18 protein-coding genes and 1 other annotated feature are annotated in these 22,603 nt (G+C 42.9%); of the genes, 4 read left to right on the forward strand and 14 right to left on the reverse strand.

Features of this window, described 5'->3' with window-relative positions; all coding sequences use genetic code 11:
- The first annotated feature begins 118 nt into the window (after positions 1-118).
- Both ACXAEY_RS13090 and ACXAEY_RS13095 read left to right on the forward strand, forming a co-directional pair.
- Positions 119-460, forward strand: a complete 342-nt coding sequence (locus ACXAEY_RS13090) for a P-II family nitrogen regulator (protein WP_474812430.1) — start codon at positions 119-121, stop codon at positions 458-460.
- 22 nt (positions 461-482) lie between these two features.
- A complete protein-coding gene (locus tag ACXAEY_RS13095) occupies positions 483-1,871 on the forward strand; it encodes an ammonium transporter (protein WP_474812432.1) in 1,389 nt (462 codons plus the stop codon).
- A 39-nt stretch (positions 1,872-1,910) separates the two neighbouring features.
- On the opposite strand, the gene ACXAEY_RS13100 is transcribed toward ACXAEY_RS13095, so the two are convergent.
- A complete protein-coding gene (locus ACXAEY_RS13100) occupies positions 1,911-3,125 on the reverse strand; it encodes an MFS transporter (protein ID WP_474812433.1) in 1,215 nt (404 codons plus the stop codon).
- 65 nt (positions 3,126-3,190) lie between these two features.
- Positions 3,191-3,440: a binding site (T-box leader), on the reverse strand.
- 122 nt (positions 3,441-3,562) lie between these two features.
- Between ACXAEY_RS13100 and ACXAEY_RS13105 the strand changes: the two genes are divergently transcribed.
- Complete coding sequence (locus ACXAEY_RS13105) at positions 3,563-4,285, forward strand: DUF4386 domain-containing protein (RefSeq protein WP_474812434.1); 723 nt, start codon at positions 3,563-3,565, stop codon at positions 4,283-4,285.
- Here ACXAEY_RS13105 and ACXAEY_RS13110 read toward each other — a convergent pair.
- From ACXAEY_RS13110 to ACXAEY_RS13140, 7 genes are all read right to left on the reverse strand, one after another.
- Positions 4,265-4,849 (reverse strand): Crp/Fnr family transcriptional regulator, encoded by a 585-nt coding sequence (locus ACXAEY_RS13110; RefSeq protein ID WP_474812436.1) that lies wholly within the window; start codon positions 4,847-4,849, stop codon positions 4,265-4,267. The genes ACXAEY_RS13105 and ACXAEY_RS13110 overlap by 21 nt on opposite strands.
- A 32-nt stretch (positions 4,850-4,881) precedes the next feature.
- Positions 4,882-5,358 carry a 2-thiouracil desulfurase family protein gene (locus tag ACXAEY_RS13115; RefSeq protein WP_474812438.1) on the reverse strand — a complete coding sequence of 159 codons (477 nt, stop codon included), beginning with the start codon at positions 5,356-5,358 and terminating at the stop codon, positions 4,882-4,884.
- A 171-nt stretch (positions 5,359-5,529) separates the two neighbouring features.
- The gene (asnB, locus tag ACXAEY_RS13120; RefSeq protein ID WP_474812440.1) at positions 5,530-7,377 is read right to left on the reverse strand and encodes an asparagine synthase (glutamine-hydrolyzing); all 1,848 of its coding nucleotides are present in this window, start codon (positions 7,375-7,377) and stop codon (positions 5,530-5,532) included.
- Positions 7,378-7,473: 96 nt separating this feature from the next.
- Entirely contained in the window at positions 7,474-8,472 is a 999-nt protein-coding gene (locus ACXAEY_RS13125) for a class I SAM-dependent methyltransferase (RefSeq protein WP_474812442.1), read from the reverse strand.
- 19 nt (positions 8,473-8,491) lie between these two features.
- A complete protein-coding gene (locus tag ACXAEY_RS13130) occupies positions 8,492-9,820 on the reverse strand; it encodes an FAD-dependent oxidoreductase (protein ID WP_474812444.1) in 1,329 nt (442 codons plus the stop codon).
- Between the two features lie 129 nt (positions 9,821-9,949).
- Positions 9,950-11,698, reverse strand: a complete 1,749-nt coding sequence (locus tag ACXAEY_RS13135) for a sensor domain-containing protein (protein WP_474812446.1) — start codon at positions 11,696-11,698, stop codon at positions 9,950-9,952.
- 206 nt (positions 11,699-11,904) lie between these two features.
- A complete protein-coding gene (locus ACXAEY_RS13140; protein WP_270181577.1) occupies positions 11,905-12,255 on the reverse strand; it encodes a DUF1516 family protein in 351 nt (116 codons plus the stop codon).
- Between the two features lie 166 nt (positions 12,256-12,421).
- Here ACXAEY_RS13140 and ACXAEY_RS13145 point away from each other — a divergent pair, with 166 nt between their 5' ends.
- A complete protein-coding gene (locus ACXAEY_RS13145; RefSeq protein ID WP_474812448.1) occupies positions 12,422-13,615 on the forward strand; it encodes an ornithine--oxo-acid transaminase in 1,194 nt (397 codons plus the stop codon).
- Between the two features lie 39 nt (positions 13,616-13,654).
- Here ACXAEY_RS13145 and ACXAEY_RS13150 read toward each other — a convergent pair whose 3' ends face one another.
- The 6 genes from ACXAEY_RS13150 to ACXAEY_RS13175 all read right to left on the reverse strand — a co-directional run bounded on the left by ACXAEY_RS13150 (position 13,655) and on the right by ACXAEY_RS13175 (position 22,556).
- The gene (locus ACXAEY_RS13150; protein ID WP_474812450.1) at positions 13,655-15,079 is read right to left on the reverse strand and encodes an NAD-dependent succinate-semialdehyde dehydrogenase; all 1,425 of its coding nucleotides are present in this window, start codon (positions 15,077-15,079) and stop codon (positions 13,655-13,657) included.
- 66 nt (positions 15,080-15,145) lie between these two features.
- Positions 15,146-16,024 (reverse strand): fumarylacetoacetate hydrolase family protein, encoded by an 879-nt coding sequence (locus tag ACXAEY_RS13155; RefSeq protein WP_474812452.1) that lies wholly within the window; start codon positions 16,022-16,024, stop codon positions 15,146-15,148.
- 59 nt (positions 16,025-16,083) lie between these two features.
- A complete protein-coding gene (locus ACXAEY_RS13160; protein ID WP_474812454.1) occupies positions 16,084-17,214 on the reverse strand; it encodes an efflux RND transporter periplasmic adaptor subunit in 1,131 nt (376 codons plus the stop codon).
- A gap of 19 nt (positions 17,215-17,233) precedes the next feature.
- Positions 17,234-17,884, reverse strand: coding sequence for a hypothetical protein (locus ACXAEY_RS13165; RefSeq protein ID WP_474812456.1), 651 nt, complete (start codon positions 17,882-17,884; stop codon positions 17,234-17,236).
- Between the two features lie 151 nt (positions 17,885-18,035).
- The gene (locus tag ACXAEY_RS13170) at positions 18,036-21,377 is read right to left on the reverse strand and encodes an AAA family ATPase (protein WP_474812458.1); all 3,342 of its coding nucleotides are present in this window, start codon (positions 21,375-21,377) and stop codon (positions 18,036-18,038) included.
- 18 nt (positions 21,378-21,395) lie between these two features.
- Positions 21,396-22,556 (reverse strand): exonuclease SbcCD subunit D, encoded by a 1,161-nt coding sequence (locus tag ACXAEY_RS13175; protein ID WP_270181570.1) that lies wholly within the window; start codon positions 22,554-22,556, stop codon positions 21,396-21,398.
- Between the last annotated feature and the right edge of the window lie 47 nt (positions 22,557-22,603).

Raw genomic sequence — 22,603 nt, forward strand, 5'->3', positions numbered from 1 at the left:
TCTTACAGAGTATTTTAAATTTTCTAAAAATAAGCTTGAACTTATACGCTGTTCAGCATAATATAAGCATATAGAAAAATTAGTTTGTTAGATTAACTCACATGGAGGTGCCGAAAAGGTGAAAAAAATCGAAGCGATTATTCGTCCTGAATCATTTCAGGACTTAAGAGATCGGTTACGTGATGAAGGGATTACAGGGATGACTGTTTCAGAAGTAGCGGGTTGTGGTCTCCAAAAAAAGCAAACTGGATTATTCAGAGGAAGTCATTTCGAAGTCGATCTCCAGCCGAAAGTGAAAGTTGAACTTATTTTTGAAGATTATCTTCTCGATCATGTTGTCAAAACAATTCGCGATGTTTGTTCCACTGGACAGGTAGGAGACGGAAAGATCTTCGTTTATCCCGTAGAAGATGTCATTCGTATCCGGTCTGGTGAACACGGTCTAACTGCTTTTAAATAAAACAGTAAAGGATGGTTACGTCATGAAAAAAGTATCAGTTCTCTTTGCAGCTATTATTCTCTTATCGAGTGGAAAGGCTTTTGCTGCCACAGATGCATCTGCGGTTACAGCACTCAGTCAGTCCATCGACACGGTTTGGGTTATGATCGCAGCATTCCTCGTGTTTTTCATGCATGCAGGGTTTGCGATGGTAGAAACAGGTTTCACCCGCTCGAAAAACGCACTGAATATTTTGATGAAAAACTTGATGACGATGTCGATCGGAGCAGTATTATACTTTGTAATCGGATATGCATTTATGTTCGGTGAATCTGCTTCTGGCTTTATTGGCAGTAATGGATTCTTTCTCGCCGGTCAGTCTGATCAAATTGGGTTCTTCGTTTTCCAGGCCGTGTTTGCTGCAACGTGTGCGACGATCATATCAGGTGCTGTTGCTGAACGTATGAAGCTTATAAGCTATATTGCGATCACCGTTGCAATGGTAGGCTTCGTTTACCCAGTAGTTGGTCACTGGATCTGGGGTGGCGGATGGTTAGCAGAACTCGGATTTACTGATTTTGCAGGATCAACGGTCGTCCACCTTACAGGCGCGCTTGGTGCAGTCGTAGCGGTCACGTTCCTAGGTGGACGTATTGGGAAATATTCAAACGGTAAAGTAAACGTTATTCAAGGTCACAATATTCCACTTGGTGCTCTAGGCGTATTTATTCTTTGGTTCGGATGGTTTGGCTTCAATGCTGGTAGTACATTATCTGCTAGTGACGCACTCATTCCTTCTATCGTCGCAACGACTCTATTAGCCGCTTCTGGTGGCGTTATCTCAAGTGCCCTTTATTCCTATATCAAATACAAACAGATCGATGCTTCACTAACGCTTAACGGTGCACTGGCAGGTCTTGTTGGTATCACTGCTGGTACCGCGAGCGTTTCACCGATCGGAGCGATTGCAATCGGTCTTATCGCAGGGGTTATCTTGATCGAAGCTGTTCAGTTGATCGACCGTCGTGTGAAGCTCGATGATCCAGTTGGTGCCATCGCGGTTCACGGTGTATGTGGTGTGTGGGGTACGCTCGCAGTTGGGCTCTTCGCAATAGACGGCGGCCTCTTCTATGCAGGCGGCGCAGCTCTTCTAGGTGTTCAAGCAATTGGAATTCTAGCTGTTATGGCATGGACGTTCTCTACAGTTGGATTGTTCCTCTTCGTTTACACACGCTTCTCATCGATCCGCGTTTCAAGAGAAGAAGAAATTCAAGGACTCGACTTCTCAGAGCATGGATCAACAGCTTATGAAGTTCGTGGAGCGATCAACTCAAGCAATAGTCTTTCCACTGGCGCTGGCTTTGGCCATGGACTTGTCGATCGATTGAACCGGTTAGAATCTCCGAAAGTAAAAGAGTCTCAAACCCAATAAAGTAGGAAAACCGCTCGTAACCTGAGCGGTTTTTTCTTTTTATGATGAGGCCGTACTTGAATAATAGTCCACTTTGGAAGGCATCACACTCAAAACTATCAGTGGAAGCGATAAGAGGAACATGACAACCGAGCCTCCAACAACAGCAAACTGAATTGAAATCACTTCTGCCGTTAGTCCAACTATTCCCATCACGATAATAATGAGAAGTGATTCGATAAAACCAAATAAACTCCCGATTCTTCCCATTATTTCGACTGGAACGTTCGTTTGATAAAATGTATCGAACCCTGTGTTTGCAAAAGCAAGTGCGAACGATAACGTAAAGAACCCAACACTCGCCATACCAAAGCCATCTGATAAAGCATAGACGATATAGCCTATCGAGAGAACGACCGTCCCCCCTCCTAATAACCATGATGTTGTTAGCTTTTTGATGAGAAGGGTATTAACGGTCGCACCGATTAGGATTCCTACGCCTGAAATACTTACAAGATAACCATACGTACTATTCGTTAAGTGCAACACTTCTTTTGAAAACGCAGCTTCTAGTGAATCCGTCCCCCACGTCATGATCGTGACTGCACTGAACAAGAAATAGATCGCGACAATGTAAGATGCCTTCCTAGAATAGTTAAAAACAACCTTCCAATCTTCCACCATCACACGGAATGACAGGTTTAGCTTTGCCTTAACACTTCGTTCAACATCAGGGAGGGCCATCATAATGACAGCAGAAACTGCGAGGGCAAGAGCGTTTATATAGATCGCATACGTAGGCGTTCCTACGATAAACAGAAATCCCGCTATAGCCGGCCCAATAATAAAGGCACCAGAATCAACGAGACTTCTGATCGAATTGAAAGCCTTCCTATTTTTAGCCGGAATGAACTTTGTAAGGTATACCATCGATGTTGGCTGATAAATGGAACCTGTCATGTTGATTAAAAGAACCATACAGAAGATCCAACCAATCGAACTTAGTGAAGGTAGAAATCCTATAACGACAGATTGAAAAAGAGCTAATCCAATCATTAACGCTCGTTTGTTCAAGCGGTCGATCAAGGTACCACACCATCCGTTCGTAAGAAGCGATGCGAGCGGCTTTAAAGTATATAGAGCTGTGATTGCTAGCACTGATTTTGTCATGTCGAGGATGATCAAGTTAAGTGCGATATGATAAATCCACCCTCCAACGTTGGATAATCCGATGCTGACCAATAAGATAACATGATCCTTAGTAATTCCCTTCATCATACCCACCCCGTTACATATTTTTTATTGAAACAATAAAAAAATCTCACCCCCAAGACTTTTGTCTTGAGGGCGAGAAGTATCGCGGTGCCACCTCAGTTTATCGATATGTCACCATACCAAACTTATCAGGTACGGCAATTTAACATTGCGTATACCCTATCTCGATAACGGGAGCTCCCGTTACACCATCACCAGTCGGATCCGATGTAAAGCTCAGAGGTTTGGTTCGATCACGTATCCTTCCTCCTTTTCAGCAACCGGAGTTCTCTGTAAAAAGATAGCATGATCTACTCTTCTCTTCATCGCAGCTTATTTGTGAAGATATTACCAAATCTCTTAACAATTGTAAATCACTATTTTTCACTTATTGATTTAAGTCAATGTGTGAAATACATTCGTTCAGTTATGATAGGTGTAAAGTAAGGAGGCTTATTATGAAACGTGTAAACACTCAAGAAGTGAACCCGCGACCAGCCATGATTGCTGGAGTCAGCTTAATCGTTATGACGCTAGCCGCTTTCTTTTCATATGGATTTGCTCATACTTCTTTGGTAATGAATGATGATGCAATGGGTACTTTGAATAAGTTACAAAGCTCTCTTTTGTTATTTCATTTTGAACTTGTGGGATGGGGAATCATTATCCTCACTGACATCATCGTTTCATGGGCATTTTACATGGTTTTAAAACCCGTCCACCGTTCATTTGCACTAGTCGCTGGGGGGATTCGGCTTTTATATACCTCGATTCTTGCCGTAGCAGTTTTTCAGTTAGGTAGAGTCACCACCCTCATACAGAACGATTCGACTGTAACACGAGATCTAGCAGCACAAGTCATGGGACAGATTGAAAGTTTTGAAACAACGTGGTCCATTGGATTAATCGTATTTGGTATTCACTTATTGGCCGTAGGTACTGTTGCGATGAAGGCGGCATTTATTCCGAAGGTGATCAGTTTATTGTTACTTATCGCTGGAGGAAGCTACATGCTGATTCACTCGATGTATAACCTCACTCCTCAATATGAAGAGATCACAGGTACGATCGAGATGTTCCTTAGTCTGCCTATGATAATCGGTGAATTAGGGTTCGGTATGTGGCTATTGTTTAAAGGAATCAAACCAAAAGTTAACCGCTCATCCCTTCAAACTCCCTAATCGTTTTTTTATTCTACTAAATGATTCAGGCGTCATTCCTAGATAACTAGCAAGCTGATGCTGTGGAATCCTTTTTAAAAGCTCCGGCCTTTTCGCAAGGAGAGCTTTGTACCGCTCTGCAGGAGAAGAAGACATAAAACTAGCAAATTCATCATGCATTTCTCCTAAGTCACCTTGAACCATATTTAGGATCATCGCTTCAAGACCAGGATTCTCTTCATATGCAGCACGCTCTTCTGAAAGGTCTCCAACAACAAGGACACAATCCTCCACACATTCTAAACGATACCGTGATGACTTGTCCGCTGCATGCTGATTAAAGATGGTTACGCTTTGCTCCTCTGTGTAAAGATTGAAAGTCGTTTCTTTTCCACATTCACTAACTGAATATTTACGAATACAGCCTTTTAAAATAAAGTAACATTTCTCAGGAATTTCTCCTTGCTGTAGCAAAACGGTCCCTTTTGAAAACTCTTCAATAGGCACATTGGATGCAATTTTGTTCAATTCTTCTTCAGTACGATCAGAGTATCTTTTCATATAGTTGATAAGGATGTGTTTCATAAGAGTCCTCCCTTCAGTCTCTTAGCAATGGATCACGATTCTACTGAAGGAGATCCATTACCTTCTACAAATTGTTTCTCTGAAATGACTGTAAAACCGTTTCGTTTTAATAGCGCAGACGTAACGCCGTCCCCTACAACCTTTTTGCCGTTAAATTCCCCATTATAAATCATTGAACTTCCACAGGATGGACTATTCTCTTTCAAAATTATGGTAGTGGCACCTACTCGCTTCGCTATTTCCAATGCCTGTTCCGCACCTTCAATATATGAAGCGGTCACATCCTTTCCTGTTTTATCAACGACTCTAGCATTACCGTCTAAAACGTCTTCTCCGCTCCCTCCTATGATTTCAGCGGGCTCTCTTGGCGTTCCGAACCCGCCTAGTAATTCAGGACATACTGTAACGGCTTTCTTATGTTCTACTAATCTCCTGACTTTTGAATGTAAACTATGGTTTCCATCATATCTTACTTCTAACCCAGCTAAACAAGAACTCACTAGGATCATCAGCTGCACCTCTTCCGTTTTTTCGCTGCTCGACGCATCTATAGAACACTTTCTTTTATTACTTTATCATTTTTCGATTCTTCGCATATCAGAATTTTGTTGGTAGTAAGAATCATGAAGAAACCACACCTGTTCTCAAAGGTGTGGTTTCAATGATGTTATTCTGAGCGATCAATCGACAAGATTAATCTTATTATGCTCTAACCAAAAATTAATCTGTGCAAGATGGGCGATGAGCTGCGGCCCTGCCATAAGCTGGCCAAACCATGGAACTTTGAAAGCTTTTCCATCCGTATCTAAGATATCCTGAACGACTTTTCGGTCGATCAGATCGAGGATTGGCGCCTGTTTATCTGCAAGCGTCTCTGTTAGCCACGTCTTCACCGCTTTCGTGTAAGCAGGGTTATACGTTTTTGGGTAGGGACTTTTTTTACGATAAAGGACGTCATGTGACAATGCTCCTGTCATCGCTTTTCTAAGAAGACCTTTCTCTCTTCCATCGAGCATCTTCATTTCCCAGGGAACGTTCCACACATACTCGATGATTCTGTGATCAGAAAAAGGTACACGCACCTCAAGACTTGCGCCCATACTCATTCTGTCTTTTCTTTCGAGGAGAGTGGTCATGAACCAATTCAAATTCAAATAGAAGAGTGCTCTTCGTTTCGCCTCAAGTTCACTTTCACCATCGAGCGTTGGCGTTTCTTTGACCGTATCTCTGTACCGTTCAGTAACATAGCTTTCGAGCTTTAACTTGTTTCTAATATCTTCTTTTAAAATTGCCTGGCGTTCAAGAGTAGAACGCATCCAAGGAAACTGTTCTTGGTCGAGCAGCTCTGGCTTATGAAACCATGGATACCCGCCAAAGATTTCATCTGCACACTCACCGGATAACGCAACCGTTGCTTGCTGTTTGATTTGTTTTGAAAACCATAATAACGATGAATCAACATCAGCCATACCAGGCAGGTCACGGCAGATGACCGCTTCTTTTAAATGGTGCACGAGCTGATCGGTATCGATGACGCAGTTACTATGGTCCGTACCAAGCTCCGATGAAACTTTCCGAATCCAAGGCGCGTCTGAATTCGGCTGAAACTCACTGCTTTTAAAGTATTTATCGTTATCTACATAATCGACAGAAAATGAACGAAGGATGCCTTTTCCGTCATCTTTAAACGCCGATTGCGCGACAGACGTTATCGCACTCGAGTCAACTCCACCTGATAAGAATGTACATACGGGGACATCGGCGACAAGCTGGCGTTTTATGGAGTCCTTTAAGAGATTCCCAACCGTTTCGACGGTTGTATCAAGGTCATCAGTATGTTCCGCACTCTTAACGTCCCAATAGCGCCACGTTTTCAACCCGCTTTGATTAAAGACCATGGCAAATCCAGGTCGAAGCTCATTGATTCCACGAAAGACGCCGTGGCCAGGGGTACGCGATGGTCCGAGTCCAAATATTTCTTGTAACCCTTCTCGATCGATTTCTGTTTTCACATCTGGGTGCGCAAGAATCGCTTTAAGCTCTGAACCAAACTGTAAGGATGGTCCGCTAGATCGATAGAAAAGAGGTTTTACCCCAAGACGGTCTCTTGCAAGGAACAGTTGTTTTCTAAGTTCATCCCAAATGGCGAATGCGAAGATTCCGTTCAAATGATCGACACAGTCTTCACCCCATTCGATATAGGATGTTAATAACACTTCTGTATCAGAATGAGAGCGAAACGTATAGCCTTTTGTAAGCAATACACTGCGTAAATCTTCTGTGTTATAAAGCTCTCCATTATAACAAATCGTATATTTCTGATTAAGATGTTCCCGTGACATCGGCTGGCTTCCGCCGGACGGGTCTACTACGATAAGACGCGTGTGACCGAAACCACAGTGTCTATTCACGAAACAGTTCGTATCGTCTGGTCCACGCTTTGACAGGGTGCTAGCCATCTGTTGAAGTACGCTTTCTTTATGTGTCAGGTCCTGCTTCCAATCTACCCACCCGGTTATTCCACACAAAGGCTTCCCCTCCAATCCATACTCTCTTTAACGTATGCTGGAGCCCAGGTTTTGTGATTGAAAATCATAAAAAAAGAAACCCTCTACAGGGTTCCCTTATGACGCTTTTTGGAACGTTAAACAGTACCAAGCCCCTTCTTTCACGATCGGTTTCATGTGCTTCAGTCCAAAACCAGCACGCGCTGCCATCTCGATCATTTCGGTGCTAGTTGGGAGCTGGTGTAAGTTACTATGAGCACTCATAAAACTATTGAATGCTGCTGAGAAAGCATGCCCGTGATCTGATTCATGAAGAGGTGAAATAATGATAAGCGATCCGCTATCATTCGTGACCTCACTTGCTTTTTGAAAGAGATGAGACCTTTCATCTGGTGCAAAGTAGTATAGAAGATTATTCATCATCGCAACGTCAAAACGTTCGCCATCCCATTTCCAACTCATCATATCTTCAGGATAAAGATCGATCGATGATTTTAATCGGTACGGAATATGTGATTCAGCATCTAAACACACTTGCCGATTCTTCTCGATTCCTACGAGTCTCATATTTTCTTCTTTAGCACCGATTCTAGAAAGGTAGCCTGCATACCCAGCTCCGAAATCAACGACAGACTTTGCATCTACCTTTTGTAGCCATTGATAAACCTTCGGAAATGCGAAACGTTCGATAAAGCTTGAAGTAGCCGCTACTGTGCCTGCGTAATCATCGTCTTTGTATGAAGCATAGTCATCTCCTATCAATAGATCAGAGTAAGAGAGGAGAATCGGAATATGTAACTCCATCATCTCTTTTAACAATACGCCAACATCCTGGTCACTGCTTTTCGACATGGATTCAACCATGTTTTTCTTTGAGCGAATCGTGCCATCTTTCTCTTTCTTCAAGTGTCCGATCGCAACTCCTACTTCTGCCCATCTCGTTAGAAGCAGCTCGTTCATACCACGGTTCCTCGCTACGTCTCTGACTGTAGCGCCATGTTCGAATTCATCGAAAAGATCATGCACATAGCCTACGTGCGCATGCCAGGCGTAAAGGAAAGGCTCGTTGCTTTTCATCCATTTTCTTGCACGCCAGATCTTTTTAATTTCATTCATCCTATCTCCTCCTCATTCATTAACCAACGTTCCATGGATAATCATCTTTTTTGTTAAAAATCACGCTATGTTCCTTGGCTGAAATTTTCTTCGTATTGCTCCTAGCCGGAAGGAGACCAGCTTGCTTCATCCGATCCCAAATAGTAAACTTCCAAATTCCTAAGCCAGAAGTATTGAGCATCTGCTTGTAGTGTAGAACGGACGAATGTTCCGTTTGCTGCACGCCTTTTATTCTAAGCCTTTGCCATGTGCGGTACGGAAATGAATATAGTAATGCCGCCTGATGGCTGAGACGAGAAACAAATTCCGCTCTTGGCTTTCTTACTTTTTCGTACCATTCAAGGTGCTTCCAATCCGTTTGGTTCGTCTTAAACATCCAGCAAAGGAGCTCCCCAAGAACGTCAGAGTCTTGAATAGCAAGGTTCATTCCTTCACCAGCCATAGGATGAACACTATGCGCGGCGTCTCCAGTCAAAATAATATTCTCTTTCACATACTGTGAGACATTGTGTCTTACTGGGATCATGAGCTGTATCTTTTTCCAAGAATCGATCTGTTGCACATACCCATCTAATTCAGGGATGAGTTCACAATATGCACGATAAAACGAATCGAGCCCTTCTTTACGCATCGTCTTAAACTCCCCGGGCTTTATCAACAATACGCTGCGCACCTCGTTATTGGGTAAAGGAAATAGCCCAAGGAAACGATTCTGCGTCGTAATGATCGTCGATTGATCAAGGCTATCTGGACGAGGAAACGATACCGTTAGAAATTGATGGTTGTAGGTTGTTTTCTTCATCTCTACGTTCATGGCAGTTCTGGTCGGTGACGCTCTTCCTTCAGCACCTATATAAAATTTCGCTTGAACTTCAAGACTGCCCTCTTTCGTCTCGATCAGCGCTTTTTTCTTTTCAGGATCCTCATCTGTAAATCCTGTAAACTTAGCTGGTTGAATGTGCTCGACCGAGTCGTACTTCGATGCCTCTTCAAACAAAAGCTCCTTTAACTTTTCATGCGGGATCATCAAGGAAGTGTTATAAGGTGAATCGATCACGTCATAGCGAAATTCATTTTCACTTAACTTCTTAAGAGAAGAATCATCGAGTCGTTCAAATTCATGAAATTGAATGGATGGAAGAACAACTCCGTTTGCTTTCACCTTCTCAAGCAGGCCGATTCGATCTAAGATATCAAGACTCTTCGGCTGTAAAAGTTCTCCTTTATAAATCAAGCCGCTTTTCTTATCTTTTTCTACGAGCAGGGTCTTCACATTGCTCTGACCAAGTTTCACAGCAAGGGTCAGGCCTGCGATTCCTCCTCCAATAATCAAGACATCGTATCGCATCTCTATCACCTCGTTAATACCCTTCTCTTCCCTTCAATTGAGGGGAATAAACAGCTTGAGGCTCTTGTGTGCGTTAACATAAAAAACCACCTATTGAACCAATTCGATTCAATAGGTGGTTAGATTCCGTTACGTTGCGAGCGGGAATTTACGAGACGTAAGTAATTTCTCAAAGTGTTCTTTGTTTAAAGGTTTACTATAAAAGAACCCTTGCGCGAAATTACATCCAAATCGTTTGACGATTTCGCCCTGTTCCTCTGTTTCGATCCCTTCCGCGACGATCGATAAATTCAGCCCTTCACACATTGTGATCACCGCTTTTACAATCGCTGCGTCCGCACTATTTTCCTTCAAGTTGCGAATAAACGATTGATCGATCTTTAAAATATCGAGCGGAAAGTCCTTTAGATAACTAAGTGAAGAGTAGCCAGTGCCAAAGTCATCGATCGAGACTTTGATCCCCATCTTCCTCAACTGCTTTAGCATCGAAATACTATAGTCTGTGTTCACGAGCGTTGTGCTTTCCGTTACTTCTAAATGTAGTGAATGAGGCGATAGCTGAGACTTGTTAAGCGCGTCACGAACAGATTCCACAAATTGTTCGCTCTGGAATTGCCTACCGGAGACGTTCACAGAGATCGAAAGGTGCTCATATCCGAGATCCTGCCACATTTTCGTTTGCATACAAGCTTCATTTAATACCCAGATACCGATCTCTTCAATAAGACCCGTATCTTCAGCAAGCGGGATGAACTGTGCAGGTGATACTAAGCCCAACTTTGGATGATTCCACCTGATCAAGGCTTCACAGGCATAAATCTTCTGTTCATCTAAATTCACTTGAGGCTGATAGAATAGCGTGAGTTCTTCCTTCTCGATGGCTCTGCGTAAATAGCTTTCTAGCTCCAGCCTCTCAAACGCCTGGTCATTCATCTCATCTGTGTAAAATTCAATATGATTTGCGCCCTGCTTTTTCGCTCGGTCTAATGCGATATAAGCATTTCGCATCAATTCATCCATATCGACACCATCATGAGGGAACATACTTATTCCGATTCCTACCGTCATGAAGTATTCCACATCGTTAAACACGATCGGCTCTTTAAGTTCATCGATGATTTTCTTTGCTAAACACAAGGCTTCATTCTCGGCTTTTATACCTGAAAGAATCAACGTGAATTCATCGCCACCGAACCGTGCTAACACGGCATCATCTTGAACGGCTTCTTTCAACTTCGCTGTAAAGAGTTTTAATATGTGGTCTCCTTGGTGGTGACCAAGACTATCATTGATAAGCTTGAAACGATCTAAATCTACAAACATAACAGCTACCATCTCATCAGGTGCTTTAAGAGATTCTTGTAATAGATTCTCAAATAAGAGACGATTAGGTAGTTCGGTAAGGACATCATAATAAGCAAGGTGTGCGATTTTTTCTTCTGCTCTAAGCTGCCTCATGATATTTTTACCGATTCCATATGCGCCAACGACTTCCCCATTCTCGATAATAGGAATATTCGTTATGGTAAAAAGAACGCTTTCGCCAGACTTGTGGATTAAATGCACATCATATGACTGAGCATTTCCGTTCAAAGCGAGTTCAAACTTTTCTCTTGTTTTTGAATAATCATTTTGACTTACGAAATCTAGAGAGTATTTGCTCATCACCTCATCGGGCCTATAGCCTAACAATGGTTTAAGAGCAGGGTTCACGCTGGTAATCTTACCGAAAACATCAACAGAATAAACGAGGTTCGGATTTTGTTCAAATAAGGAGTTATAACGTTGCTCAGACTGCTGCAAACTCGCTGCCAACGATTCCAACTCTTCTGTTGATGCCTTTATCAAGTGAGATAATGCCTTTGTTCCTCCATCCAATTCGTTCATCTCCTGCATGTTAAATGATAGTATACGTTCGATTTCCGTCTCTATGTAAAATAATGACGTTTAGTTACGTCCATAATAACAAAAAGTATAGGGGCCCGAATACCTTTAAAGCAAAAATATGTCTATTACCCTATTCCTTATATCGGAAGAAAAAACCATTTGTTTAATAAAAAAACCGCCGTATTGGCGGTTTTTGTCTACAGCTGATATAGATGTAGTACAGAATACCCATAAAAAAAGACAAGAAAGAATGCAAATAGAAATTGCAGCCAAAACGGCCAGATCGATTTCCCCTTCTTTCCTCTTACGAGTATCATTTCCATAGATGAAAGCAACCAGATCGCTAGGACTGCTTTTACGATGGAAGGTCCCCAAAAATTATATCCAGAAACTAGTATAATTCCGGAGATCAATGTTAAGACGTACAACGTTCGGAGCACCATATGAGTGATCTTTTGCCCTTTCGCCTTCCCTTTTCTCATAAGAAAGTAGCTAATGATAAAGACCAATAGCGTTAATCCGAATGCAGTATAATGAGCATGAAGCATAGTGATGTTCCTCCTCAGAATGATTACAACGCTTCTATCTTATCATGAAGATGGATTCTCTTGGAAACTATCAGATTATTTTGACTCAAACGATATGAAGGATGCGATTTCATTGTTATAATAATGGAGTGTGACATGAATAAATAGACGGGAGTGACGGAGTATCATGGTACAAACACAAGACATTATTCAAATGACAGAGCAATACGGAGCTAATAACTATCATCCATTACCAATCGTCATCGCAGAAGCAGAGGGAGTTTGGGTTAAGGATCCAGAAGGGAATCGCTACATGGATATGCTCAGTGCGTATTCAGCAGTGAACCAGGGGCATAGACACCCTAAGATCATCCAGGCTCTTAAAGACCAAGCCGATCGCGTCACATTAACTTCTAGAGCATTTCACAATGACCAGCTCGGACCATTTTATCGTAAGATTTCAGAATTTACGAACAAGGACATGGTGTTGCCGATGAATACAGGTGCTGAAGCTGTAGAAACAGCTGTGAAAGCGATGCGCCGCTGGGCTTACGAAGTAAAAGGTGTAGAAAAGGACAAAGCAGAAATTATCGCTTGCGAAGGAAACTTCCACGGTCGTACGATGACAGCTGTTTCTCTATCTTCTGAAGAAGAATATCAGCGCGGATATGGACCGATGCTTCCTGGTATCAAACTCGTTCCATACGGAGACATCGAAGCATTGAAGAAAGCGATCACACCGAATACGGCTGGTTTCTTATTTGAACCGATTCAAGGTGAAGCAGGGATCAACATCCCGCCTGAAGGTTTCCTAAAAGAAGCTTATGAATATTGTAAAAAACATGACGTTCTCTTCGTTGCTGATGAGATTCAAGCGGGCCTTTGCCGCTCAGGGAAAAAGTTCGCTTGTGATTGGGATGACGTAGAGCCTGATATGTACATCCTTGGTAAAGCACTTGGAGGCGGGGTCTTCCCTATTTCTTGTGTTGCAGCAAACAGTAACGTCCTCGGTGTATTCACTCCGGGATCTCACGGTTCTACGTTTGGAGGTAATCCTCTAGCTTGTGCTGTTTCAATCGCTTCGATCGAAGTGCTTGAAAATGAAAAGCTTGCCGATTGCTCTCTTGAGCTCGGAAACTATTTTCAACAGAAACTAAAAGAAATCAATAATCCGGTGATCAAAGAAGTTCGTGGCCGTGGCCTGTTCATAGGCGTTGAACTTCATGAAGCTGCACGCCCTTACTGTGAAAAGTTGAAAGAAAGAGGCCTTCTCTGTAAAGAGACGCATGAGACGGTAATCCGTTTCGCACCTCCTCTTATCATCAGTGAAGAAGACCTAAACTGGGCGATCGATCAAATTAAAGACGTACTTTCAGCATAAAATTAAAGCCCCGCTTAGCCAGCGGGGCTTTTTTCAATGTTATAATCCGATTGAAACATATTTTGTTTCTAGATACGCTTCGATTCCCTCATGTCCACCTTCACGTCCAAGTCCACTTTGTTTCATTCCACCGAACGGTGCTTGCGCAGCAGACGGAACGCCGTCATTCCATCCAACGATTCCATAATCGAGACCGTTAACGACCGCATTGCCTCTTCGCACGCTTTCACTGAATACGTAAGCTGCAAGTCCAAAAGGTGTTTGATTTGCATACTTGATCGCTTCTTCATCAGTAGACACTTTTTGAATCGGCGCCACTGGACCAAACGTTTCTTCGTTCATGATCAGCATACCAGGTTTAACGTCCTTCAAGATCGTAGGTCGATAGAAGTAGCATCCGTTCTCTTCGTATCCTTCGCCTCCAAGTGCAACTGTTGCTCCCTGGCTCGTAGCGTTCTTCACATGTTTATCAACTTTGTCATATCCATCTTTATCGATCATCGGTCCGATATCAGTTCCAGATTCAAGACCATTACCGACTTTTAACGCTTTCGTTTTCTCTACGAACCGTTCGACGAACTCGTCGTGAATCTTTTCTTGTACATAAACCCTGTTACCACAAATACACGTTTGCCCACCGTTTCTAAATTTTGAAGCGATGACACCGTCAACAGCTTTTTCGATATCAGCATCATCGAGTACGATGATCGGCGCATGGCCACCAAGCTCGAGCGAAATGTTTTTAACCGTTTCAGAAGCTTGCTCCATCAGCTTCTTCCCGACTTCAGTTGAACCTGTGAACGTCATCTTTCTCACGTGAGGATTACTCATCAGTTCTCCAGCAACTTCTGAAGATTTCCCTGAAACAAGGTTCACAACGCCTTTTGGAATTCCTGCCTCTTCACAAAGTTCAACGAGTCGAACTGCAGTTAGCGGCGTTGCAGAAGGTGGCTTGACCACAAACGTACACCCTGCAGCAAGCGCCGGTGCAAGCTTTCTCGCGATCATCGCTGCTGGAAAATTCCACGGTGTGATCGCACCGACAACACCGACAGGCTGCTTTCGGACTTCCATCATTCTACCTTCTTTATGTGGAGGGATCGTGCGCCCATATACGCGCTTCCCTTCTTCTGCAAACCATTCGACGAATGAAGCCGAATAAGCGACTTCACCCTTCGATTCATGAAGAGGTTTCCCCATCTCCTTCGTCATTAGTTCTGCTAACTCTTCTTCATGCTCCATCATGAGAGCGTGAAGTTTCTTTAAGTATGAAGCTCGTTCGTATGCAGTAAGATTAGACCATGCAGGAAAAGCATCATGTGCAGCTTCGATTGCTTTTTTCGTTTCAGACTTCCCACCGAGTGGAACTGATCCAACCACTTCATTTGTTGCTGGGTTTCTTACTTCGATCTTTTCTAAATCGTGACCTGTCCATTCTCCGTTAATGTAATGCAACTTCTCCATTTGCTAACCCTCCTGATAAACTGGAATCTCGCCATACATTTCCTTTTTTAACGAGCTGTTAAACGCTCACCCTATACTTATTTCATTTTGAAGGGAACCAATTCCTTCAATAGTAATCGTAATCTTATCCCCATCTCTTAAGAACTTAGGAGGTTTGAACCCTTTTCCAACCCCCGAAGGCGTCCCCGTTGCGATAATGTCACCTGCTTCGAGCGTCATTCCTTTTGAAAGTACAGATATGAGCTCTGGAATATCAAAGATAAGATCGCTTGTATTTCCGTTTTGCCTCACCTCATCATTAATCGCTGTAAGGATATTCAGCTGATGAGGGTCTTCGATCGTACTTCGGTGAAGAATGGCTGGTCCCATCGGACATGACTGATCAAGACTTTTACCGATAAAGAACTGTCCGTGTTTTTTCTGAAGATCACGAGCCGTGATGTCATTCACGATGGTATATCCGAAGACATGCTCCATCGCATCTTCACGAGAAATCCTCTTTCCATCCTTTCCAATAACAATCGCTAGTTCACCTTCATAATCTAGCTGCTCCGAAACGTCTTGTGAGAAAGACAACACCTCATTCGGATTCGAGATGGTTGTCGGTGCTTTTGTAAAAATCATAGGGTCAGATGGAATATCCTTTTCACTGCCCATCTCGATCGCATGGTCTCTGTAGTTTTTTCCGACACACAACACATTCTTATTCACCTTCGGGATTGGAGCCAAAAGTGTAATCGCGTTTATTGAGATGCTATACTGATCATTTTTTTCAAGAAGGTTTATCATCTCATCATGCATATCGTTCTTGATCAAATCGACTAAGGTTGAAATGTGTTTTCCTTTATCTTTGAAATACTGGAAGCAATCGATAACCTTTTCCTCTTCTTCTAACCAAACACCAAACCGCTGTTGTTCCTCATAATGAAATGATACGTATTTCAAATTTTCATTCTCCCTTCGCGATATGTTTAAAAAAGACCTGCAGGTTGCAGGTCTTCTCTCTATCCTTTTGTTTCAGGATCGTTTTCTTTTTTCTCAGATAGTAGCTCAGTAAACTCTTCTCTTGGTCGTTTTAACACGTTCTCTTCAACATTAAGACCAGCTAACACTTCAACTGCGTTTTCTTTACTTCTTCCAGTTTCAATCGTTCTTAGCTCGAGCTTATCCTTTTCTACGACAACTACATACGATTTATCATCTTTCATGATGATGCTCTCCTCAGGAACGACCGGGGCATCTACGTTTTGATGAAGCGGTACTTCTATCATTACGTGCGTGCCTGCTTTCATTTCGTTTGTTCCTTCCATCAAGACAGTAAAGTTAAAATAGCTAGATCCCTCTTCGATGGCGTAAGGACGGTTTTCAATCAGTGTGATACGCCCAGTTAGTGATTGGCCAGGATACGCAGGCGCTTTGATCGTCACTTCTTGATCGACAGATAGTAAGGGAAGATCGAGTTCAGAAACAGACCCTTGAACAGCAAGCTCGTTCGACAATACTTTCGCTACAGCTTCTCCATTTTCAGGTGTTCGGTTTAACTCAGCAACAGTCCCTTTAAGAGATGACTCTACTTCTCGTTCAACGTCACTGCTCTCGGCTTCCTGGATTTTACGATCGAGCTCTTTCCCTTCTAACTCTGCTAAACGCTTTTTATACTCGGTCTCTCGTATTTGTTCATCGATCCCGAGTAGGAGTTGAATCCTTTCTTCCTCATTCAACTCAGAATTAAGTTGTATGGTTGAAGCCTGTGAAGAAAGGTCATCAAGTTGATCATCCAACACATCGATCTCTGTTTCTACTTTGTTTTCTTCTGCTTTAAGATCTGATACATTCACATCGTTCTCTGCTTCATATTCAAACAGTGCGGTTCCTACTGAAACTTCTTCTCCTTCACTTACCAAAAATGCTGAGATATCGCCCTTCGACTTTTCATAGTAGACTACTTCTTCATCTTGGGGAACAAGGAGACCTTCATAGCTATGTAAATCTTCAAACGTTTCTTTTTTGACCGATACCGTTTCGAGCTTCTTCTCACCTGCAAGAACACGATGGATAACAAAAGTGTTTACAGTTACGAAGATCACAAGAAGCAGACCGACACTTATACTGACTAAGACCGACTTACGGTTCAAGACGAAATCCACCTCTCATTTAAAATGCCGTTCGTATATATGCCATCGCGAAAGCAAGCACAATGTCTAGAATGATGATCCAGGTAACAATGTATCCTCTTCTTCGAGAGGTCGATTGGTATATGGCAGCATACTGTACGATGATGAGCCATACAAAAAACAACGATAGACTATAGCTAAAATAGAGCCAGAATGAATCATCCACGAAAAGATCGATATAAACACCGATACTAAAAGGTGAGATATATGAAGGTTCATGGAGAAACATAATAAATGGCAGCTGCAAGATCATGCCGATCAACAAAATAAACACGCCATAACTATGTATAAACGCTAATCTTTTATACCCCACATCCTGAAAGAACGGCCAAAACAAGAGAGCGCCTACAAGAATGATAGATAAAAAGACAAGTATTGCTAAAATGCCGTCTGAGATCACTTCACTCAATACGAATAGCAGCTTCTCACTTGAGGCTAGCCCCGCATACTCTGGCAGCTCACCAGCGTATTTGATATTCAAAAATGTTGTCGCTGCCGTTACGAGAAACGCAAGTAACGCAAGTAAAAAAAGACGCCACCACGAGCCTTTTAAACGGTAAGCCGAACGTAATGTTCGAAAGTGAGTAAAAGGTCTCACAATTCCTTTTCCTAATTTCATAGAGTGCAACATCCATGTTCCTCCTACATTAATTACCTCAACTACTAATCATATTTTTACATAAAATGCGTTAATTTGACAGTCTCTTTCTTCAATTCTTTACATTTATTGTCTCTGTCTAAACAACAAGCCGCCAAGAATACTCTCAGCAGCTCGCTTAACCTTATAAAGTTTCTAGTTCGATTCTACTTCCTTTACCTGAAGGCTCAGACGGGGTGACGATCAGCTTCCTAGGAAGTCTCGCTCGTAATTCAGGTACATGACTGATCACGCCAACTGAAAGGCTTTCTGTTTGCAGCTTCTCAAGCGATGTGATCACCGTATCGAGTAAGCCTTCATCAAGCGTACCGAACCCTTCATCCAGAAAGAAGAACTGTAGCGGATGTGCGCCTCTCAACTGAATTTGACCCGATAATGCGAGGGCTAATGAAAGTGAGGTTAAAAATGTTTCTCCACCTGATAGCGTTGAAACAGGTCTCTTTACTCCTCCGTTCGCATCATCTCTGATCAGGAATCCACCAGAAGAATCAACTTCAAGCGCATACCGTTGACCCGTTAAATCTCCTAGTTTCTGTGAAGCGTCGAGGCTTACCTGCTCGAGCTGTTCTGATGCGATAAACTCTACAAAGCTATTGCCTCGGAATACAGCTTGAAGTTTGCCTAGCTTTTCAAGCTCATTACTCGTTTTCTTTCGATCGCTTTCTAACTCCATGAAGCGTTCATGGCGCTTCGTAACATCGTCTAGATGATGTCGACTTGCCGCCACATGCGAGTGGGCATCGTCCCTCGCTTTCTGCTTTTGCTTCAGAACATCCTCCGCTTCTTTCCATTCTTCTTCTGTAATCTTCTCTCCACCGAGTCTTGCTTCGAGTTCTTCAATTCCATGGATCACGCGATTCCATTCTCTATCGTGCGATTCCACCTCTTCTTCCCACTTTTCTCGAGAGTGTTTCGAAACGTCTGCTTCTCTCACACTCTCGCGATCTTGGAAGATCGATTCCTTTTGTTCTTCCTCGTAAGCAGATCTCGCTTTTTCCAAACGTTCACGTACGTCCTTAACATAGTGGTCATCAGATGCAGCCTGTCTTTCTGCGCTTTGGTAGTGTTCACTCTTTTTCGTTAATTCTTCTTGAGCCGCCTTTTCTGCAGCACGTAGATCCGTTAATCTCTGTTCAACTTGAATATAAGAATCATGCGCTGATCCTTCACCTACTAGTTCTTGAAGGTCGCGTTCAAGTCTTTCTAACTGTTCTTTATTTTGCTGAAGTGTACTCTTGATTTCCGCTTTTTGAATAGAGAGAGCTTGAACGTTTTCTTGTAAACTAGCAAAGCGTTCTTCTTTCTTCTCGATGTATGGAATGCTTTTTGAAAGGCGTTCTCGAATGACTTCGGCTTCGCCATCCATCTGCTGAAGCTTTGTTACTTTCTCTTCAACATCATCAATCGTAAGGGAAAGCTCTTCTATCATGCGTTTCTTTATTTCATCCGCTCTTACAGAAAGCGTATGCTTCTTTTCTAAGATGGCGGACAGGTTATGATTGACCTGATCGAGTCTGTAGGTATTTTTTGATACAGCCGTGTTGTACTCCTGAAGTTCTTTCCCTAGTTTTCTGATGTACTCTTCAAGCTCACGTACATCTTGAGTGAATGATTTCATTTCGGTGAGGAGATCGTCCGACAACTCGACAGGCTGATCGGAAGTGATTTCTTTCACACCCTCATCAAGGTCGAGCATTTGATCAGAGAGCTGTTCGAGCTTGTATTGCAACTGCTTTCCATGTAAAAGGCTATCCTTAAAAGCCTCTCTCTGCTGCTCCGTTTGCTCGATTTTATGCTGCCATTCAAGTGTCTCATCTTCTCCATCTGCAAGTTCCATATGCTCGGTTGCTCCACAAACAGGGCACGCATCTCCATCCTGCAGTTCTGAAGCAAGCTTGATCGCGATCGCATGAGTCCGACTGTTCTCAAGCTTTTGATAAGCGTCATGAATCTCTTTACTCAATCTTGCTATACGTTGGTCTACCGCTGTTTTGCATGCAGATACACCTTCATAGCTTCTCAACACCCTTTTGAAAAAGGTACGATAGCTTTCTTTCGCTTTTGTGAGCTTCATATTCATATCTGACTGCGAAGCTTCTAAAGAGTTTTTTTCTTCGATGATTTTCCGTTCTTCCTCTATCACTTCATCGATCTGCTTCTTAGCACCTTCGTACTCATGCTTTAATTGCTGTGCTGTCGAAAGACGCTTTCGTTCATCATTCGGAACCTGAAGACCGTCGAGCTTGCGATTTAAATCCTCTTGTAAGTTTCTCGCAACGTTTAAATCGTGCTCAGCCTGTGTCATGGCTTTGTTCGTTTCGTCATCGTCTTCTTTGATCTTGTTCCATTTTACAAGATTTCTTTCTCGTATCGTTTTAAGCTCATCTACTTCTTTCTCAAGCTTTATTCCACGTTCGAGGTCATTCAACCTTTTAATCAGTTGTGGTTCTTCACTTTGTTGTCTTGCTCTACTATCATCATGCTTTTTCTTCGCATCTTCATAGTACGTTTTCGCTTCAGTTAAAATTGCTTTCGTACGCTCGTAACGGAGACGCGCTTCTTTTTCTTCCTTTTCGGTCGATTCTAGCGTATCCAGATATGGCTTTAGTGCGGAAGCCGCAAACGACCGCTTGATCTTCTTCTTAAGACGATCCATTTCTTCACTTTTCAATAGGAGTTTCGATTTCTTATTCGATAATTCCGTATGTTCTTTCTGAAGTGACCAAGTTCTCTCTGCATCGTTTCTTTGTTTCTTCGATGCCTCAAGCTCTTCATTCGCTTTTTCAGCTGCTAGCTCAGCGCTTTTTAACGATTCCTTCGCTTCCTTCAGATGCTCTTTAGAAGCATCTCCAAGACCCGTTTGCTCTGCTGTAAGCTCATTCAACACGCTTTTTTCTTTATCGACTCGGGCCTTCAGTCTGCGGTTGAACTGATCGCCATATTTCTCTAACTGAAACAGCCTCTGAAGCATCTGACGCCTTTCAGTACCTTTTAACGAAAGAAACTCGGCAAATTTCCCCTGTGGTAAAACGACGGCACGAGTAAAATCATCGATCGTCAATCCAAGAATTTCTTGAATTCTTTGAGATACATCGCGATCTTTATCTGCCAAAACGCTTTCTTCATCAGTGATTTCTACTAAGCGAGAGGTCGTTGAGCGTACGGATATGTCTCCAGAACGCTTGTAGCTCCGCTCGACACGGTAATGAACCCCTTCACTGAGTTCAAAGGTAAATGACACGGACAGCGTATCTTCTGCATGATTCATGATTCCCTGCGTATTGTTCGTCGCACGTTCAACCTTCCCGTACAATGCGAGCGTCATCGCATCGAGCAAGGAAGATTTTCCACTTCCAGTCGGGCCAAAAATACCAAAAACGCCTCCTTGACAGAGCGCTTCAAAATCTACAACCTGTGGTTCTCTAAAACTATGAAGACCTGATACAGATAATCGTAATGGTTTCACAAGTGGTTTCCTCCTTTCCTACTCATCTTCATCACCGTGAGAAAGCTCTAAAAACAAGCGAACGAGCTCATCATCCGGCTCGCCTCCATCCGTTTGCTGTTCATAAAACCGTTTGAACAGTTCATCGATCGGAAGACTTGATTTTGCCGCAGTATCCTTCTTTTCACTTTTATTAAAAACGGGACGAATATGAATGAACCCGTCATGCTTGCTCCGAAGCCTATGAATTTCCTCGATCGAAAGCGTATCGTTTAAATGCACTTCAAGATCGACCCAGGCATCCTGATCTTTTCCTTCTTCAAGCCAGGTATAGACCTGCTCGATGCCTTGATCTGCAACCCATTTCACAAGAGGTTTCCCTGCATTAAGAGGAACTTCCTCAATATGTGCGAGCCCACCAGGCTCCACCTCGACTAACGTAACCGACTTCGCATGACTTGCTTCAGAAAAGCTGTAAGCAAGAGGTGAACCAGCGTAACGAGCAAGAGCAGAACCTCTTGTAATGGTTTGAGGACGGTGGAGATGTCCAAGTGCAACGTACTGCGCCTCCTTCGGTAACGAGTTCGCAGAGACGGTGTAAGCCCCTCCTACTTGAATTGGCCTTTCTGAATCCGTTTCTCTACTTCCTGCAACATAGATATGACTCATCGCAATGTGAACTGCATCGTCAGGAACATCTGAGGAAAGGTCATTAAACAACTTCTCCACCCGATCGTCGTAAGCGAGCTGAAGGACGCCTTCTTCCTGGCTTTCTGTTAAGCATTCGTTTAATCGTGATTCTGAAGGGTACGGAAGAGCAGCGATCGAAAGCGTTTGTCCATTACGCACTGTTAATTGAAGGCGTTCTGCTGTTGGAAAACCGATGATCGTGATCCCATTTCGATCAGCAAGTGGGCGAGATGCCGCTAGACGATCTGGACTATCATGATTACCTGAAATAATGATAAGCGGACGTTCGCCGTTTTGTGTGAGCTTAACAGCCGCATCGTAAAATAACGTTTCTGCAGCTGCTGGAGGATTGACCGTATCGAAGACGTCTCCTGCCATCAAGATCGCATCCACCTCTTCGTCATCAGCGATGGTGATGAGCTCATCAAGAAATGCTTTTTGTTCAGGTAATCTGCTTCGTCCTTCAAGCGTTTTTCCTAAATGCCAATCTGCCGTATGAAGCAACTTCATCGTTTTCACTCCTCTGCTAGTTGATTATGTATGTTTGAATAAATAAG

Source organism: Anaerobacillus sp. ABA4_114 (genome assembly GCF_056159065.1).

Excerpts from the sequence above, each read along its gene's own strand:
- ACXAEY_RS13140 (WP_270181577.1), bottom strand. The coding sequence starts at position 12,255 with ATGCTTCATGCTCATTATACTGCATTCGGATTAACGCTATTGGTCTTT.
- ACXAEY_RS13165 (WP_474812456.1), bottom strand. The coding sequence starts at position 17,884 with ATGTTGCACTCTATGAAATTAGGAAAAGGAATTGTGAGACCTTTTACT.
- ACXAEY_RS13145 (WP_474812448.1), top strand. The coding sequence starts at position 12,422 with ATGGTACAAACACAAGACATTATTCAAATGACAGAGCAATACGGAGCT.
- ACXAEY_RS13115 (WP_474812438.1), bottom strand. The coding sequence starts at position 5,358 with ATGATCCTAGTGAGTTCTTGTTTAGCTGGGTTAGAAGTAAGATATGAT.
- ACXAEY_RS13175 (WP_270181570.1), bottom strand. The coding sequence starts at position 22,556 with ATGAAGTTGCTTCATACGGCAGATTGGCATTTAGGAAAAACGCTTGAA.
- ACXAEY_RS13130 (WP_474812444.1), bottom strand. The coding sequence starts at position 9,820 with ATGCGATACGATGTCTTGATTATTGGAGGAGGAATCGCAGGCCTGACC.
- ACXAEY_RS13110 (WP_474812436.1), bottom strand. The coding sequence starts at position 4,849 with ATGAAACACATCCTTATCAACTATATGAAAAGATACTCTGATCGTACT.
- ACXAEY_RS13100 (WP_474812433.1), bottom strand. The coding sequence starts at position 3,125 with ATGAAGGGAATTACTAAGGATCATGTTATCTTATTGGTCAGCATCGGA.
- ACXAEY_RS13095 (WP_474812432.1), top strand. The coding sequence starts at position 483 with ATGAAAAAAGTATCAGTTCTCTTTGCAGCTATTATTCTCTTATCGAGT.
- ACXAEY_RS13125 (WP_474812442.1), bottom strand. The coding sequence starts at position 8,472 with ATGAATGAAATTAAAAAGATCTGGCGTGCAAGAAAATGGATGAAAAGC.
- ACXAEY_RS13150 (WP_474812450.1), bottom strand. The coding sequence starts at position 15,079 with ATGGAGAAGTTGCATTACATTAACGGAGAATGGACAGGTCACGATTTA.
- ACXAEY_RS13105 (WP_474812434.1), top strand. The coding sequence starts at position 3,563 with ATGAAACGTGTAAACACTCAAGAAGTGAACCCGCGACCAGCCATGATT.